16 protein-coding genes are annotated in these 14,535 nt (G+C 70.6%); 5 read left to right on the top strand and 11 right to left on the bottom strand.

Translation table 11 applies throughout. The features are described from left to right. The first annotated feature begins 203 nt into the window (after positions 1-203). A complete protein-coding gene (locus AB0881_RS29160; RefSeq protein ID WP_366621932.1) occupies positions 204-1,529 on the top strand; it encodes an MATE family efflux transporter in 1,326 nt (441 codons plus the stop codon). 99 nt (positions 1,530-1,628) lie between these two features. After that, positions 1,629-1,817, top strand: a complete 189-nt coding sequence (locus tag AB0881_RS29155; protein WP_366621930.1) for a hypothetical protein — start codon at positions 1,629-1,631, stop codon at positions 1,815-1,817. Between the two features lie 63 nt (positions 1,818-1,880). Here AB0881_RS29155 and AB0881_RS29150 read toward each other — a convergent pair whose 3' ends face one another. From AB0881_RS29150 to AB0881_RS29120, 7 genes are all read right to left on the bottom strand, one after another. Beyond that, complete coding sequence (locus tag AB0881_RS29150; RefSeq protein ID WP_366621928.1) at positions 1,881-2,774, bottom strand: peptidoglycan recognition family protein; 894 nt, start codon at positions 2,772-2,774, stop codon at positions 1,881-1,883. Between the two features lie 161 nt (positions 2,775-2,935). Beyond that, positions 2,936-3,073: a hypothetical protein gene (locus AB0881_RS29145; protein ID WP_366621926.1), complete on the bottom strand. Its 138-nt coding sequence runs from the start codon at positions 3,071-3,073 to the stop codon at positions 2,936-2,938. A 134-nt stretch (positions 3,074-3,207) separates the two neighbouring features. Then, the gene (gene rplI / locus AB0881_RS29140; RefSeq protein ID WP_366621924.1) at positions 3,208-3,654 is read right to left on the bottom strand and encodes a 50S ribosomal protein L9; all 447 of its coding nucleotides are present in this window, start codon (positions 3,652-3,654) and stop codon (positions 3,208-3,210) included. A 17-nt stretch (positions 3,655-3,671) separates the two neighbouring features. Beyond that, positions 3,672-3,908: a 30S ribosomal protein S18 gene (gene rpsR, locus AB0881_RS29135; protein WP_019631633.1), complete on the bottom strand. Its 237-nt coding sequence runs from the start codon at positions 3,906-3,908 to the stop codon at positions 3,672-3,674. Positions 3,909-4,073: 165 nt separating this feature from the next. After that, entirely contained in the window at positions 4,074-4,625 is a 552-nt protein-coding gene (locus AB0881_RS29130) for a single-stranded DNA-binding protein (RefSeq protein WP_366621921.1), read from the bottom strand. A 37-nt stretch (positions 4,626-4,662) separates the two neighbouring features. Then, complete coding sequence (rpsF, locus tag AB0881_RS29125) at positions 4,663-4,953, bottom strand: 30S ribosomal protein S6 (RefSeq protein ID WP_366621920.1); 291 nt, start codon at positions 4,951-4,953, stop codon at positions 4,663-4,665. A gap of 176 nt (positions 4,954-5,129) precedes the next feature. Beyond that, a complete protein-coding gene (locus AB0881_RS29120; RefSeq protein ID WP_366621918.1) occupies positions 5,130-5,291 on the bottom strand; it encodes a hypothetical protein in 162 nt (53 codons plus the stop codon). A 196-nt stretch (positions 5,292-5,487) separates the two neighbouring features. On the opposite strand from AB0881_RS29120, the gene AB0881_RS29115 reads away from it, so the two are divergent. From AB0881_RS29115 to AB0881_RS29105, 3 genes are all read left to right on the top strand, one after another. Further along, the gene (locus AB0881_RS29115) at positions 5,488-5,793 is read left to right on the top strand and encodes a hypothetical protein (RefSeq protein ID WP_366621916.1); all 306 of its coding nucleotides are present in this window, start codon (positions 5,488-5,490) and stop codon (positions 5,791-5,793) included. A 36-nt stretch (positions 5,794-5,829) separates the two neighbouring features. Continuing rightward, on the top strand, positions 5,830-6,600 hold the full coding sequence (locus tag AB0881_RS29110; RefSeq protein WP_366621914.1) for a deoxyribonuclease IV: 771 nt from the start codon (positions 5,830-5,832) through the stop codon (positions 6,598-6,600). Between the two features lie 220 nt (positions 6,601-6,820). Beyond that, complete coding sequence (locus AB0881_RS29105; RefSeq protein WP_366621912.1) at positions 6,821-7,192, top strand: DUF4190 domain-containing protein; 372 nt, start codon at positions 6,821-6,823, stop codon at positions 7,190-7,192. A 64-nt stretch (positions 7,193-7,256) separates the two neighbouring features. On the opposite strand, the gene AB0881_RS29100 is transcribed toward AB0881_RS29105, so the two are convergent. From AB0881_RS29100 to AB0881_RS29085, 4 genes are all read right to left on the bottom strand, one after another. Next, positions 7,257-7,727, bottom strand: coding sequence for a barstar family protein (locus AB0881_RS29100; protein ID WP_366621910.1), 471 nt, complete (start codon positions 7,725-7,727; stop codon positions 7,257-7,259). A gap of 104 nt (positions 7,728-7,831) precedes the next feature. Beyond that, a complete protein-coding gene (locus AB0881_RS29095; protein WP_366621908.1) occupies positions 7,832-9,268 on the bottom strand; it encodes a glycosyltransferase 87 family protein in 1,437 nt (478 codons plus the stop codon). A gap of 33 nt (positions 9,269-9,301) precedes the next feature. Then, positions 9,302-11,743 (bottom strand): transglycosylase domain-containing protein, encoded by a 2,442-nt coding sequence (locus AB0881_RS29090; RefSeq protein ID WP_366621906.1) that lies wholly within the window; start codon positions 11,741-11,743, stop codon positions 9,302-9,304. A gap of 184 nt (positions 11,744-11,927) precedes the next feature. Beyond that, positions 11,928-14,243 carry a transglycosylase domain-containing protein gene (locus AB0881_RS29085; protein ID WP_366621905.1) on the bottom strand — a complete coding sequence of 772 codons (2,316 nt, stop codon included), beginning with the start codon at positions 14,241-14,243 and terminating at the stop codon, positions 11,928-11,930. Between the last annotated feature and the right edge of the window lie 292 nt (positions 14,244-14,535).

Here is a 14,535-nt window from a genome sequence, read left to right as displayed (position 1 = left end):
TGTGCAGACACGCCGGAAAGGTTGTGCACGAGCTGGGGATAACCTTGTGGACAACTGTGGACCGTCCGGCGATGAACGTCTCTGACCTGCGATAACGTCATCCACCGGCTGTGTGGGAAAGAAAGATTGGCCGCAGGCCGCCTTTCCCGTTCGTAATGGACATACCCGTTGCAGCCCTTACATCTGCTACCGTAAGCCGCAGTATGGTCGGCTCACCCCTGCGTGCGAACCCGCACGACCGCGAGATCCTGCGGCTCGCCGTACCCGCGTTCGGCGCGCTGGTGGCCGAACCGCTCTTCCTGCTCACCGACTCGGCGATCATCGGCCATCTCGGCACCGCGCAGCTCGGGGGCCTGGGCGTGGCCGGCCAGGCGCTGGCGACGCTGGTCTACCTCTGCGTCTTCCTCGCGTACGGGACGACCGCCGGCGTGGCGCGCCAGATGGGCGCCGGGGATCTGAAGGCCGCGATCCGCCAGGGCGTCGACGGGATGTGGCTGGCGGTGGCGATCGGCGCGGTGCTGATCGTCGCGGGCTGGCCGCTGGTGCCGTGGCTGGTCGACATGTTCGGTTCGTCCCCGTCGGTGGACGTGTACGCGCAGACCTACCTCAAGGTCAGCCTGCTGGGCATCCCGGGGATGCTGCTGGTCCTCGCCGGTACGGGCGTGTTGCGCGGCCTCCAGGACACCCGCACGCCGCTCCTGGTGTCGGTCGGCGGCTTCGGCGCGAACCTCGTCCTGAACGTCGTGTTCGTCCTCGTGCTGGACTGGGGCATCGCGGGCTCGGCCTGGGGAACCGTGATCGCCCAGAACGCGATGGCGGCCGTCTACGTCGCGATGGTCCTGCGTGCCGCCCGCCGGCACGGCGCGCCCGTGCGTCCCGACCTCGCCGGTGTCCGCACCGCCGCCACGGCGGGCGCGCACCTGCTGCTGCGCACCGCCGCCCTGCGCGTCGTGCTGATCGTCGGAACGTCGATCGCGGCCCGGATGGGCGATCCCGAGATCGCCGCGTACCAGGTCGGCTTCCAGATCTGGAACCTGCTGGTCTTCGCCCTGGACGCGATCGCGATCGCCGGGCAGGCCATCACGGGCCGCTATCTCGGCGCCGCGGACGTCCGCGGTACCCGCGCGGCCACCCGCCGGATGATCCAGTGGGGCATCGCCTCCGGGATCGTGTTCGGCGTCGGCATCCTGGTCGTGCGTCCCTGGCTGCCGGACCTGTTCACGGCCGACGACCAGGTGCGGAGCCTGCTGCTCGGCTCGCTGATCCTGGTGGCGCTGCTGCAGCCGGTCGCGGGCGTGGTGTTCGTCCTGGACGGCATCCTGATCGGTGCCGGGGACGGCCCGTACCTTGCGATCACGTCGCTGATCGCGACGCTGGTGTTCCTGCCCGCGGCGCTCCTCGCGTACGGGACGGGTGCCGGTCTGCTCGGCCTGTGGCTGGCGATCGGGGTGTGGATGGTCGCCCGGCTCATCACGCTCGGGCACCGTGCGCGGGGCGAGGCGTGGCTGGTCACGGGCGCCACCCGCTGACACGCCGCGCGGTCGCCGTCGTCCCAGCTCAGTGACCGTTCCCCGGGGAAATCGGGAAAGCCCACGCGCCCCAGGCGCCACTCTCGCTAGGATTCGAACATGTGTTCCACTCACGGCGAGCGGATGGCCCGCCTGACGCAGGCGATCGACGACCTGGCGGCCGAGGGCCTGGCCGGTCTGCCTCCGGAGACGCTGGTCGAACGGGTCGCCGGCATCTGGTCGCTCGTCGAGGGCATCGATCCCGAGATCGCCCGCCGCCGCACCCGCTACACGACCCCGGAGTCCTGACCCCCGATCGCCCTTGGAAACGCACCCGCCGGCGCGTGCACGGTTGTCCGGCCCTTTCGGGACTCAGCCCGGAGCGCCCACGTCCGGCGGCAGCGGATTCTCCCTGGGAGGAGTGACCGAGGTCCGCGGAGACGGACTCGAAGACGGACTCGCAGGTGGACGTGCGGGCTCGCTCGGAGAGGGCGACGCCGAGGAGGACGGCGACGACGCGCTCGGCGCGGGCGCGTCCGACTTGGTGGACGGCGGCACGGCCTCGGCCGCCTCCTTGTCGGAGCCCCCGTCCAGCCGCAGGGCGACCCGCGTGCGGAGTTCGGTGAGCCTGGCGTACATGATGTCGCCGGGGCAGTCGGTCGCGAACAGGTCGCGGTGGCCGACGATGGCGCGGAACGGGTCCAGGTCGTACGCCGTGCACAGCCACGCGCACGTGTCGATGAGCGAGTCCCACAGCCGGGACGGCACGGGCGCCCTGCTGTAGGTGCCCTCGTTCTCGATGCCGATGGTGTGCCGGTTGTGGTGCAGGGTCTGCGCCCCGACCGCGTGGCGGCCCGCGCGGATCGCCTCCAGGCTGCGGTTGCGCCCTTCCATCACGTATCCGCCGCGGCTGATGGTGAGCTGCTGGCCGGTGTCGTCCCAGCCCCGCTCCCGCATGTGGAAGCGCTGGATCTCCCGCGAGAGCCGGAACGCCTGCGCGAGCGAGCGGTCCTTGGTGTTGGCGGTCGCGGTGTGGTGGACGACGATCCGGTCCGGTGGCCGGGAGATCACCCGGGCGGTCCTGGCGGGACGCCGGGCGCCCCATTCGTCCCTGCCGTACACCCGGAAGGGCGGCTCCCCGCCCTCCGCGAGGAGCGTGCTCTCCTGGGCGAGCGCGCGGCCGGGCATGAGCAGATCGAGGACCCCCAGGCCGAGGATTCCCGCCAGGCCCCGGCGGGTGAGCCCGCGCTCCGGATGTGTGGACATCTCGGCCCCCTCCACGTGATGATCCACTAACGGACGGTAGCGATCATGTGGCGACGGAACCAAAGACCCGGAGGTTCAGGGCCGTTTCCCGTGAAACGTTCAATCCCCCAGGAACCCGGCCACCCGGTACCCGCCCGCGATCGGGGTCACGGGAAGGCGTGTCACAGGGCGATGGGGAGTGGCTCGACCAAGCAGTCCTCCGCTTCGCTCGCGAGCAGCGCGCGGGTCTCTTCGGCGTCCTCCTCGGTGAGGAAGAGGCCGATCGGGGAGATGCCGCCGTGCGGCCGGCGGCCGGTCATCAGGACGTAGACCCCTGTCGGGCCGGCCGTGCGAGGTCAATGGCCCGGCCGCCGGAACGCGAACGCTCCGCGTCCCTCCGCCGGAGCGGTGTGAGGAACGCGGAGCGTTGCGGGAGCTCGCCGTGGCGGCGGGCTCAGGCTTCCACGACGTCCACGTCGATGGTGGCGTTGACGTCAGAGTGCAGCCGGATGCTGACCCGGTGGGTGCCGACGGTCTTGATCGGGTTGCCGATCTCGATGCGGCGGCGGTCCAGGTCGGGACCGTCCGCGGCCTTGACGGCCTCGGCGATGTCGGCGGCGGTCACGGCGCCGAAGAGGCGGCCGTTGGTGCCGGTGCGGGTCCGCAGGGTCACCTTCAGGGACTGCAGGGCGCCGGCGACCTCGCGGGCGTGCTCGACGGTCGCGATCTCGCGGGCCGAGCGCGCCTTCTTGATCGAGTCGATCTCGCGCTCCGCGCCCCGGGTCCACTTGATGGCGAACCCGCGGGGGACGAGGTAGTTGCGGCCGTAGCCGTCGCGGACCTCGATGACGTCGCCGGGCTCACCGAGACCGGAGACCTGCTGAGTGAGGATGAGCTTCATGATTGGTCCTCCCTTCCTCAGCGCGCGGTGCTGGTGTACGGCAGCAGCGCCATCTCACGAGCGTTCTTGATCGCCGTGGCGACGTCCCGCTGGTGCTGGGTGCAGTTGCCGGTGACCCGGCGGGCACGGATCTTGCCGCGGTCGGAGATGAACTTCCGCAGCAGGCCCGTGTCCTTGTAGTCGACGTAGGAGATCTTCTCCTGGCAGAACACGCAAACCTTCTTCTTCGGCTTGCGAGGAGGTGGCTTCGCCATCGTGGTGCTCCTTTGATGAGAGCCCCGCTCGCGCGGGAATGGACTGTTGTCGTGTGGTCTGGTGCCGGTCCGGCAGTGGCCTCGGCCGTCGCGCGACCGCGTCACCCGCGGTGCGGTGCCGTGCCCGTCCGGGGACGGTCACGGCCGCGACCGCGGAGACACCCGCTAGAACGGCGGGTCGTCGGAGAATCCGCCGCCACCGCCGGAGCCGCCGCCGGTGGCCCAGGGGTCGTCGGCCGGGGCGCCGCCGCCGAAGCCGCCGCCCTGCTGCTGCTGACCGCCGCCGCCCTGCTGGCCGCCGCCGAAACCGCCGCCACCGCCGCCGCCGAAACCGCCGCCGCCACCGCCCTGCCGCTGGGTCTTGTTGACCTTCGCGGTGGCGTTGCGCAGCGAGGGGCCGACCTCGTCGACCTCGATCTCGTAGACGGTGCGCTTCTCACCCTGCTGGGTCTCGTACGAGCGCTGCTTGAGGCGCCCCTGCACGATCACCCGCATGCCGCGCTGCAGGGTCTCGGCGCAGTTCTCGGCCGCCTGCCGCCAGACGTTGCAGGTCAGGAAGAGCGCCTCGCCGTCCTTCCAGTCGCCCGACTGGCGGTCGAAGAACCGCGGGGTCGAGGCGATGCGGAACGACGCGACCGCCTGGCCGCTCGTGGTGAAACGTAGGTTCGGGTCCTCCACGAGGTTCCCGACGATCGTGATTACGGTGTCGCCTGCCATTGGCTCGCTCCGGCTGTGGTGAGGGCCTGAGCCAGGCTCAGTGGACCTCGGGGCGGATGACCTTCGTACGGAGGATCGACTCGCTCAGGTTGAGCTGCCGGTCGAGCTCCTTGACCGTGGCAGGCTCGGCCGAGAGGTCGACCACCGCGTAGATGCCTTCGGACTTCTTCTGGATGTCGTACGCCAGCCGGCGGCGACCCCAGACGTCGACCTTCTCGACGCTCCCGCCGCCGTCCTTGACGACCTTCAGGAACGGGTCGAGCGCCGCGTTGGCGGTGCGCTCGTCGATGGCGGGGTCGAGAATGGCCATGAGTTCGTAACGACGCATGCTGTGTCCCTACCTCCTCTGGACTGATGCGGTCACGGTCTCTCCGTGACAGGAGGGCTCTTGCGTCCTTCGCGGCCGCGTGGCACCGGCCGGGTGACCGGCCACCTGCCGCGAGACCGATACAGGCTACCAAGAGTCGGCAGCGTGAACGCCGTTTCGGGGCCGCCGCCCGCGGGCTAGCGGCGGGCGGCCGGTGCGGCCTTGGCGCACCGCCTGCGGTCCAGCTCGGCCATGATGTCGGCCATGCGGGCGCGCATGCGGGCCGTCTGCGTCGTCAGCACCGACAGCTCCTCCACGAGCTCCGCGTCGCCGATGACGGCGAGTTCGCTCTGCCTCATCTGAGCACCTCCTGACGCTCCCCGTTCCCCGCAGGAAGCGGCGTCCTCGAATCCATGTTCGACGTTACCCCGGCCCGCCGACATTTTCGGTCGCACCGGAGCCGAATGATCAACGACTCCGGCGGGAATCCTCTACGGACGCCCGGGCAGGACCGCGGGTGAGACGGACGAGCCGTACGCGGAAGGGGTGTCCCCCATGTCACAGGAGGCGACCGGGAAGAAGCGGTCGGCACTCACCCTCAACACCGACGGTGAGCGCCACCCCGTGGAGAACTCCCTCGCGGTGACCGCGATCACGCTGGGGCTGGCCGCCCTGGTGCTGGGTTTCATCCCGGCGACGCACTTCTTCGGCGCGCTCGCGGGCGTCATCGGCCTGCCGGTCGCGCTGTACTCGCAGCTGGTGTCGGCCACGACCGGGGAGCGCTGGCTGAACGTGGTGGGGATGGTGACCTCGTTCGTGGGGGCGGCGTTCGCGCTGAGCCACGGCGGTTTCTCACTCTGACCGCTGCTGTCGGTGGGCCCGGATACCCTCGTAGGCATGCGTATCGGAGCCCACGTCGACCAGACCCAGCCGCTGGACAACGCCCGCGAGCGCGGGGCCGATGTCGCGCAGTTCTTCCTGGGTGACCCGCAGGGCTGGAAGAAGCCCGTGCTGCCCGAGGGCGTGGAGGCGATCCAGGACTCCGACGTGGACGTGTACGTGCACGCCCCGTACGTCATCAACGTGGCCACGTCCAACAACAGGATCCGCATCCCCAGCCGCAAGCTGCTCCAGCAGCAGCTGGAGGCGGCGGCCTCGATCGGGGCGAAGGCGCTGATCGTGCACGGCGGCCACGTGCTGAAGGACGACGACCCGGAGACCGGGTTCGACAACTGGCGGAAGGTCTTCGAGCGGATCGACTGTCCGATTCCGGTCTACATCGAGAACACCGCCGGCGGCGGCAACGCGATGGCGCGCAAGTTCGATCGGATCGCCCGGCTCTGGGAGGTCCTGTCCAGCGTGAACGGCCTGGAATCCAGGATCGGCTTCTGTCTGGACACCTGCCACGCGCACGCCGCCGGCGAGGAGCTCATCGACGCCGTCGACCGGATCAAGGCCATCACCGGCCGCATCGACCTGGTGCACTGCAACGACAGCCGGGACGCGTTCGGTTCGGGCGCCGACCGGCACGCCAACCTCGGCGCGGGCACCATCGACCCCGAGCTGATCCTGACCGTCGTCCGCGCGGCCGGCGCCCCGGTGGTCGTCGAAACCCCAGGTGGCGGGCAGGCCGACGACATCGCCTGGCTCCGCTCGAACCTCGACTGAGCCCGCCCGGCCCCACCTCGCCCCGGCCCCGCCGCACCGCCGGCCGGGAAAAATTCGCCCCCGTTCCCCAGGAACCCCGCAGGCCGTCGCGGCATCTAATCTCGCTGTACGGCAAAGCACGTGATCTCGCCTCACTGGCATACTTCGGAAAACGACCTCAGCCCCAGCGCACGCGCGCGAACCAAAGCGACGACGGGCGCGCCGAACGATCGGGAAGTCAATGGCACAACCCCCCTACGACCCGTACGGCGGCGGTTACGGGCAGGACCCGTACGCGCAGCAGCCGTCCGTCCAGCACCACTACTACGGTGGCGGCGCCCCGGCCGCAGTGCAGAACAACGGCATGGCCGTCGCCTCGATGGTGCTCGGGCTGATCGGCATCGTGTTCTGCGGGTTCACCTCCATCCTCGCGATCATCTTCGGGCATGTCGCGCAGAGCCAGATCAAGCGGACGGGCGAGGGCGGCGCCGGCATGGCGACCGCCGGCCTGGTCCTCGGCTACATCATGACCGGGATCTGGGTGCTCGCCTGGATCTTCTACCTGGGGCTGTGGGCCGCCGTCGTGGGCAGCAGCGCGGGCACCACCTACTGATCCGATTCCGGCAGGACCCCTGGGGTCCGCCCCCTGAGGCGGCACCAGCCTCCGGACGGCCAGGTCAGGCGAGCCTGGGGACGCCGGCGACCTCCACGCCCATGCTCGACAGCAGCACGGTCATGGGGGTGCCGGTGTCCCGCCAGTGCCGCACCGCCTCGGTGAGGACGCCGAGCGCCGTCCGGAACGCGCGCTGGTCCGCCTCCGCCAGCTCGGCCCACGCCTCGTAGACGACCAGGTATCCGCGCTCCGCGGGCGCCCACGACAGGTCGCGCAGGCAGTCCTCCAGGGCGTCCCAGTTGCCGCCGAACCAGTCCGGCAGTTCGAAGACGCCGGCGCTGAGCCGCAGGAACGACTCCCTGTCCCGGGCGCGGTGCCCGTCCAGATGGAAGGCCCGCCAGCCGGCCTTCTCCGCCCGCTCCGCCCAGCCGGTCGCGGCCAGTCCCGCGCCGGGGGCCGCGGGCGCGCGCCACTGGTAGACGCCCGGCTTGACCCGGCCCTCGATCATCTCGTCGATGGCGCTGCTCGCGTCCACGTTCACCTCCCGTCGGCAGTGTGGTGTCCTGCCCGTTCCCGTACCCGATCATGCGGGGCCCGATGTGGGAACGGCGACGCGCCCGTTCAGGTGACCGCGCCCGTTCAGGTGACCGCGGCCGTCACGGGCGTGCGGCGCCTGCGGCGGAGGGCCCCCAGGGAGACGACGTCGCGGGCCCCGTCGAGCACGCCTCCCGCCGGATCGTCCACGCCGCCGGTACGGACGACGTCGTGCGCCGGCCGCAGGATCTCCCAGACGACGAGCGCCGCCAGCAGCGCCACCGTCAGGAACCGGGCGAGCAGGGCGATGTAGTAGACGTTCTGGTCGATCCCGTCCGCGGGGAGTTCAAAGCTCAGCAGGCCCGACAGGAGCTGCGGAAGGCCGGCGGAATCCTGGCGCACGGTGACCGACAGCAGGTACCACCAGATGCCGAAGAAGTACATGATCTCGCCCACCTGCCACACGACGTACGCCGGCAGCTTGGGGCGCGCGAGCACGACCAGGGGGAGCAGCCACAGGACGTACTGCGGCGACCACACCTTGTTCGGCAGCATGAACGCGACCAGGACCAGGAACATCAGCTGCGGCAGGCGCGGCCTCCTAGGCGCGGCCAGGGCGAGCACGGCGATTCCCAGGGCGAGCACGAGGAACGTTCCCGTACCCCAAAGGTTGAGGGTGCCGGTCTCGTCCAGCCCGTCCATCCCCCGGCCTTCCAGGAAGAAGAAGACGGAGCCCCAGTCGATCCCTCGGCTCTGGCTGAAGCTGTAGAACTCCAGCCAGCCCTCCCAGGCGAACACCATGATGGGCGCGTTCACCAGCAGCCAGGCGCCGGCCGTGCCCGCGAGGAGGCGGCCCATGGCGCGCCACTGCCCGGCGCGCACGCACAGCAGCACCAGCGGGCCGAGGAAGAGCAGCGGGTAGAACTTCGCCGCGATGGCCAGCCCCAGCAGCACGCCCGCCCAGGCAGGGCGCCGCGTGGCCCAGGCCGCCAGCGCCAGCGCGGAGAGGCCGACCGCGAGCAGGTCCCAGTTGATGTACGCGGTCAGCACGAGCGCCGGAGACAGCGCGACCATCAGTCCGGCACGCAGCGACCGCCTGCCCGCGACGAACGCGGTCGCCAGCACGGTCGCGACGGCGAACAGGCCGAGCACCAGCACCGTGATGTTGAAGAACGCCATCCCGCGCGTATCGATGCCGAACGGCTGTACGAGCACGTTCACGACGTGCATCAGCGCGCCGCTCAGCACCGGGTACTCCACGTACTGGAGCGAGTCCCCCGTGAACGTGTCGAAGTAGGGGACCTTGTTCTCGTTCAGCCCGCGCGCGTAATAGAGCGGGTAGATGTCGGTGTAGCACGCCCGGGTGGTCGTCTTCACGAAGTCGAACGAGGCCGCGGCGCAAGGCTGCTTCTGCCCCCAGGCCAGCACCGCCGCCAGTGCCGAGATCCCCGCGAGCAGCGGCATCAGGCGCTGCGCGCGCCCTCGCTCGTCGTCGTCCGGATCCGGTGCTGGGGACGGCTCAGACCGCGGGGAAAACGCCATGGGGGAAAGCCTATTGGTGACCGGCCGTATGGCTCACGGCCGTGTAGAGCACCGTTCCGGGTGGCGGTCGCACCACCACGGCGGGGGCGGGTAGTCCGGCGGGACGTTGGGGTCGCAGCCGACCGGCAGGCCCATCCGGTTGCAGGGCGGGCCGCCGGGCGGTGCGGTGGGCAGGCCCGGGGTGGGGGACGCGGGGACGCAGGGTTCGCCGTCCTCGCCCGGCAGGCCGGGGATGGGGTCGGGGGTGGGGGTGCAGGTCGGGTCGGGCGACGGGGCCGGCTCGGTCGGGGCGGGCTCGGGCTCCGGCACGGACCAGGGCGCGGGGGAGCCGACGTTGCCCGGCGGCCCGAACCGCCGGATCTCCTTGCCCTCGTGCGCGCGGATCATGAAGCGCTTGAAGAGGTCGGCGGGGACGGTGCCGCCGTAGATCTGGTTGTAGCCGCCGATGCCCTGCAACGAGCGGAGGCCACCGTCCTCGTCCTGCCGCCACATGGCGACCGAGGTGGCGAGCTGCGGGGTGTAGCCGACGAACCAGGCGGACTTGTTCTCGTCGGTCGTGCCGGTCTTGCCGGCGACCGGGCGGCCGGGGAGGGCGGCGCGGGTGCCGGTGCCGGAGCGGACGACGGCCTGCATGGCGACCGTCGCGTCGCGGGCGACCGCCGGGGGGAGGACCTCGTCGGACTCGTACGGCACCTTCTTGATCTTCTTGCCGTCCGCGGCGGGGACCGGGCCGCCGTGCCGATCGGTGATCTTGCTGATGACGTGCACCGGGGTGTGCCGGCCCTCGGCGGCGAACGTGGAGTAGACCGAGGCCATCGAGACCGGGCTGACCGAGACGGTGCCGAGCGGGAGGCTGGTGAAGCCGGACTTCAGGTTCTTGGTGTCCGGCGGGATGCCCATCCGCGCGGCCATCTCCGCGACGTTCTCGAGCCCGACCTTCTGGCCGAGTTCGACGTACGCCGTGTTGATCGACATCTCGGTCATCTGCTCCAGCGTGTACACGCCGTTCTCGCTGCGGGCGTCGTTGGTGAACTCGTCGCCCTTGATGACGCGGCTGTACGCGCCGTCCATCCGCGTCCGCAGGCTGATGCCCTGGTCCAGCGCGGTGGCCAGGACGATCGGCTTGAACGAGGAGCCCGGCTGGATCCGGCCGTCGAAGGAGTCGTCGAACTGCTGCCTGGTGTACGACGGCCCGCCGTACGCCGCCACGACGCCGCCGGTCTCCGGGTCGACCGAGGCGAGCCCGAAGTGGACGTCCTTGCCGAGGCCCTTCTCCGCACGGACCTGCTTGACGGCCTTGGCGGTGTGGTCCTGCAGCTCCTTGTCGAACGTCGTGGTGATCCGCAGCCCGCCCGTCTCCAGCAGGTCGTCGGGGACGCCGAGCCGCTTGAGCTCCTTGAGCACGCGTTCCTTGAGGTAGCCGGCCTGCGAGGAGGACGGGACGTCGCTCCAGTTGCGCTCGGTCTTCGGGAAGCGCTGCGCGGCGCGCTCGGCGGGGCTCAGCCACTTCTCCTCGACCATGCCGTCCAGGACGTAGTTCCAGCGCGCGATCAGGGCCCGCTTGGCGGGCTGGGTGTCGGGCCCGGTGGTGACGAAGTAGCCGGGACGCTGGATGAGCGCGGCCAGCATCGCCGCCTCGCTGACGGTCAGCTCCTTGACGTCCTTGTGGAAGTAGGCGCGGGCGGCGGCCTGGATGCCGTACGCCTGGCGGCCGAAGCTCACCGTGTTGAGGTAGAGGCCGAGGATCTCGTCCTTCTCCTGCTCGTTGTCGAGCCGGATCGAGATCATGATCTCCTTGAGCTTGCGGCTGACCGTGCGGTCCCGGCTGAGCCCCTGGTAGTAGTTGCGGGCGAGCTGCTGGGTGATCGTGGAGCCGCCCTGGACGTCGCCGCCGGTGGCGGTCCTGAACAGGGCGCGCGCGACGCCGGTCGGGGAGACGCCGTGCTCGTGCTCGAAGTTGCGGTCCTCGGCGGCGAGCACCGCGTGCCGGACCGTCATCGGGATCCGCGACAGCGGGACGCTCTCGCGGTGCATGCCGATCCTGGCGATCGGCGTCCTGCCGTCCCGGTAGTAGATGACGGACTCCTGCGCGACGGCGCTCGCCTGCGTCTCGCTGGGGATCGGCGTGTTGGCGTACGCGACGCCGACCAGCGTGGCGCCGCCGAGGATCAGCACGCCGGTGGCGGCCAGGACGGTCTTCCAGGACGGCAGGCGGCGCCGCCATCCGGTACGGCGCCCCGGGCGCCCCGGCCTGCCGGGTCCACCGGACCCGCCGGGCCCGCCGGGTCCTGGACGGGCGGGGCCGGCCGGACTCCCCGGAGGCGGGTTCGCGGGCCCGCCGGCCGGCCGGCGGTGGCCGCCGCCGCCCCTGGAGCCCAGGATCTTCGGCAGGGCGGCATGGGCCGGCGCGTGCGCTCCGCCCCTCGCGTGCCTGCCGTGACCGCTGCTCTCACCTGGGCCATCCGGGTAACCCACGCGCGACCTCACCACCTGGAGTACGGCTGTGCGTCGATCCGAGGGTAACGCGTAGGTCACGGTACGGGGCGCGGTCGGTCCCCTCCCCCCGGGAAAAGGCCGACGGCCGGCCCGCCCGGGGAGGGCGGTCCGGCCGTCGGGCCGAGCCGATGCGGTCAGGTGGTCAGGCGATCAGGCGGTCAGGTCACTCCTCTTCCTGCCTGCCGTTCGGCGGATCGTTCGGGCCCGGCTCCTCCGGGTTCTGGTCGTCGTTCTTGCAGACCGGGTGGTCCGGGTTCCGCATGCACCACCAGCCGTTGTCCGGCGGGTTGGCCTCCGGCGGCTTGCTGGGGTCGCAGGTGGCGTTGGGGATCGGGGTCGTGCACGGCGGCTTCTGGCCGTTGTCCGGCTGCTCGGGCTCGTTGGGGTCCTTGCAGCGCGGGTGGTCCTTGAACATCGGCCGGTTGCACCACTCCGGCTTCTCGTTCTCCTCCTCGTCCGGCCGCTCGGTCTTCTTCGGCTCGGGCTTCTTCGCGAACTGCTGCGCGTTGCCGATGTTGGCCGGCGGCGCGAACTGCTCGGGTGCCGTACCGGCGACCGCCTTGGTCATGTACGACTTCCAGATCTTGGCGGTGATGCCGCCACCGAAGACCTCGGCCTGGCCGTCGAACGTCAGCGGCTTCTTCTTGTCGTTGAAGAGCGTCACCGAGGTGGCGAGCTTCGGGGTGTAGCCGACGAACCACGTCGCGACGTTCTTCTCCGTCGTACCGGTCTTGCCGGCGACGGGCCGGTCGGGGAGGGCGGCGTTGGTCGCCGTACCGCCCGGCTTGACGACCTGCTGGAGGGCGTAGTTGACATCGCGGGTGATGTCGGTGCCGAGGGCGTTCTCCTTCTTGTCCCAGCTCAGCTTCTTGTAGTCGGCCTCACCGGTCTTGTTCCGGACCTTCTTGATCACGTGCGGCTGGTAGTAGGTGCCGCCGTTGGCGAAGGTCGCGTATCCGGAGGCCTGCTCGATCGCCCGGATGTCGTTGATGCCCAGCGCCAGACCGGCCTGCTGCTTGTAGGGGTCCACCATGTCGGGGGAGACGCCCATCTCCTTGGCCGTCTTGACGACGTCCGGAACGCCGACCTTCAGCGCCAGCTGCACGAAGCCGGTGTTGGACGACTCCTTGGTGGCCTTGATGAGGTCGATCCCGCCGGGCGCGTCGTGGCTGTTGCCGATCGGTTTGAGCGCCCCGGGCGTGCCGTTGGGGACCACTTCACCGGAGCCGTTGAACGAGGCGGGCCCCTTGCCGTGGACCAGGGTCCGGAGACTGTAGTTCTTCTTCAGGGCCGTCGCGAGCACGTACGGCTTCATCGCCGAACCCGCCTGCGCCGAGCCCTTCCAGACGTTGTCGAAGGTCTGCTTCAGGTAGTCGGGGCCGCCGTAGATGGCCTCGACCTCCCCGTTCTTGGCGTTCACCGAGGCGAGTCCGAGCCGGATGTTGCGCTTGAGCAGCTTGGCGGGGTCCTCGGGGACGTTCTCCTCCACCGCCTTCTTGGCGGCGACCATCTTGTCGTGGTCGAACGTCGTGGTGATCCGGAGGCCCTGGTCGAGGACCTCCTTCTCCTTGATGCCCTTGCGGTCGAGCTCCAGCAGCGCGCGCTTGATCATGTAGCCGCGCTGGCCGCCGTACGTCGCGAAGCCGCCGACGTCCTTCGTCTCGGGCAGCTGCCCGTAGTACTTCTGGAAGTCGGCGTCGCTGATCGTGTTGGTCTTGCGCATCCCGTCCAGCACGTACTGGTAGCGGGCCTTGGTCTGCTTGACCAGCTCCGGGTCGTCGCTGGCGGGGTCGAACCGGCCGGGCTGCTGGATGATCGCGGCCAGCATCGCGCCCTCGCCCGGGTTCAGCCGGCTGACGTCCTTGCCGTAGAACGCCTTGGACGCGGCCTGGATGCCGTAGGCGTTGCGGCCGAAGTAGATGGTGTTGAGGTACTGCTCGAGGATCTTCTCCTTGCTCCCGAGCTCGTCCTCCAGCTTGAGCGAGATGAACAGCTCCTTGAACTTGCGGCTCATCGTCCGCTCGTCGCTCAGGTAGTAGTTCTTCGCCAGCTGCTGGGTGATCGTCGAGCCGCCCTGGGTGGAGCCGCCGCTGATGTTGACCCAGACGGCGCGGGACAGGCCCTTGATGGAGAAGCCGCTGTCGGTCCAGAAGCTGCGGTTCTCGGCCGCGATCACGGCCTCCCGGACATGCTTGGGCACCTTGTCGTAGGTGACCAGCTCGCGGTTCTTGCCGATCCGGCCGATCTCGCGCTTGCCGTCCGCGTAGTAGAAGATCGCGGACGTCTGCATGGCCTCGTCGTTGCCGGTGGACGGGACCGGGGTCTGCGCGTACGCGACGCCGATCAGGGTGAGGAACGCGAAGAAGCCGAGCGCGAGCACGCCCGTGACGATCTTCCAGTTCGGTACGTACCGGCGCCAGCCGGTGCGTTCCTTGCCGTTCTTCGGGCCCTTGCCGGCGGCGTTGCGCAGCCGTCCCATGCCCTTGCGGCCGCCGTCGTCGCCGGCGCCGTCCCAGAAGCCGTGCGGACCGCCCGGTCCGCCGGGACCACCAGGGCCTCCGGGACCACCAGGGCCTCCGGGGCCGCCAGGCCCGCGGCCACCGCCGCCGCGGCCGGGTCCACCGGGTCCCGCAGGGCCGCCGGGCCCGCCGCGACCGCCGGGCGGGCCGCCGCGGCCTCCCGGGCCTCCCGGGCCTCCCGGCGCGCCACCTCGACCGCCACAGGACGTCCTCGACCGTGACGGCGCCGGCGCTCTCGTCCACGCTCACCGC

Source organism: Spirillospora sp. NPDC029432 (genome assembly GCF_040703975.1).
Lineage (GTDB): Bacteria > Actinomycetota > Actinomycetes > Streptosporangiales > Streptosporangiaceae > Spirillospora.
Note: the sequence above shows the minus strand (reverse complement) of the source record. Positions and strands in the feature narration are given on the sequence as shown.

Coding starts and splice junctions, on each gene's coding strand:
- AB0881_RS29160 (WP_366621932.1), top strand. CDS start 204: ATGGTCGGCTCACCCCTGCGTGCGAACCCGCACGACCGCGAGATCCTG.
- AB0881_RS29155 (WP_366621930.1), top strand. CDS start 1,629: ATGTGTTCCACTCACGGCGAGCGGATGGCCCGCCTGACGCAGGCGATC.
- AB0881_RS29150 (WP_366621928.1), bottom strand. CDS start 2,774: ATGTCCACACATCCGGAGCGCGGGCTCACCCGCCGGGGCCTGGCGGGA.
- AB0881_RS29145 (WP_366621926.1), bottom strand. CDS start 3,073: ATGACCGGCCGCCGGCCGCACGGCGGCATCTCCCCGATCGGCCTCTTC.
- rplI (WP_366621924.1), bottom strand. CDS start 3,654: ATGAAGCTCATCCTCACTCAGCAGGTCTCCGGTCTCGGTGAGCCCGGC.
- rpsR (WP_019631633.1), bottom strand. CDS start 3,908: ATGGCGAAGCCACCTCCTCGCAAGCCGAAGAAGAAGGTTTGCGTGTTC.
- AB0881_RS29130 (WP_366621921.1), bottom strand. CDS start 4,625: ATGGCAGGCGACACCGTAATCACGATCGTCGGGAACCTCGTGGAGGAC.
- rpsF (WP_366621920.1), bottom strand. CDS start 4,953: ATGCGTCGTTACGAACTCATGGCCATTCTCGACCCCGCCATCGACGAG.
- AB0881_RS29120 (WP_366621918.1), bottom strand. CDS start 5,291: ATGAGGCAGAGCGAACTCGCCGTCATCGGCGACGCGGAGCTCGTGGAG.
- AB0881_RS29115 (WP_366621916.1), top strand. CDS start 5,488: ATGTCACAGGAGGCGACCGGGAAGAAGCGGTCGGCACTCACCCTCAAC.
- AB0881_RS29110 (WP_366621914.1), top strand. CDS start 5,830: ATGCGTATCGGAGCCCACGTCGACCAGACCCAGCCGCTGGACAACGCC.
- AB0881_RS29105 (WP_366621912.1), top strand. CDS start 6,821: ATGGCACAACCCCCCTACGACCCGTACGGCGGCGGTTACGGGCAGGAC.
- AB0881_RS29095 (WP_366621908.1), bottom strand. CDS start 9,268: ATGGCGTTTTCCCCGCGGTCTGAGCCGTCCCCAGCACCGGATCCGGAC.
- AB0881_RS29085 (WP_366621905.1), bottom strand. CDS start 14,243: ATGGGACGGCTGCGCAACGCCGCCGGCAAGGGCCCGAAGAACGGCAAG.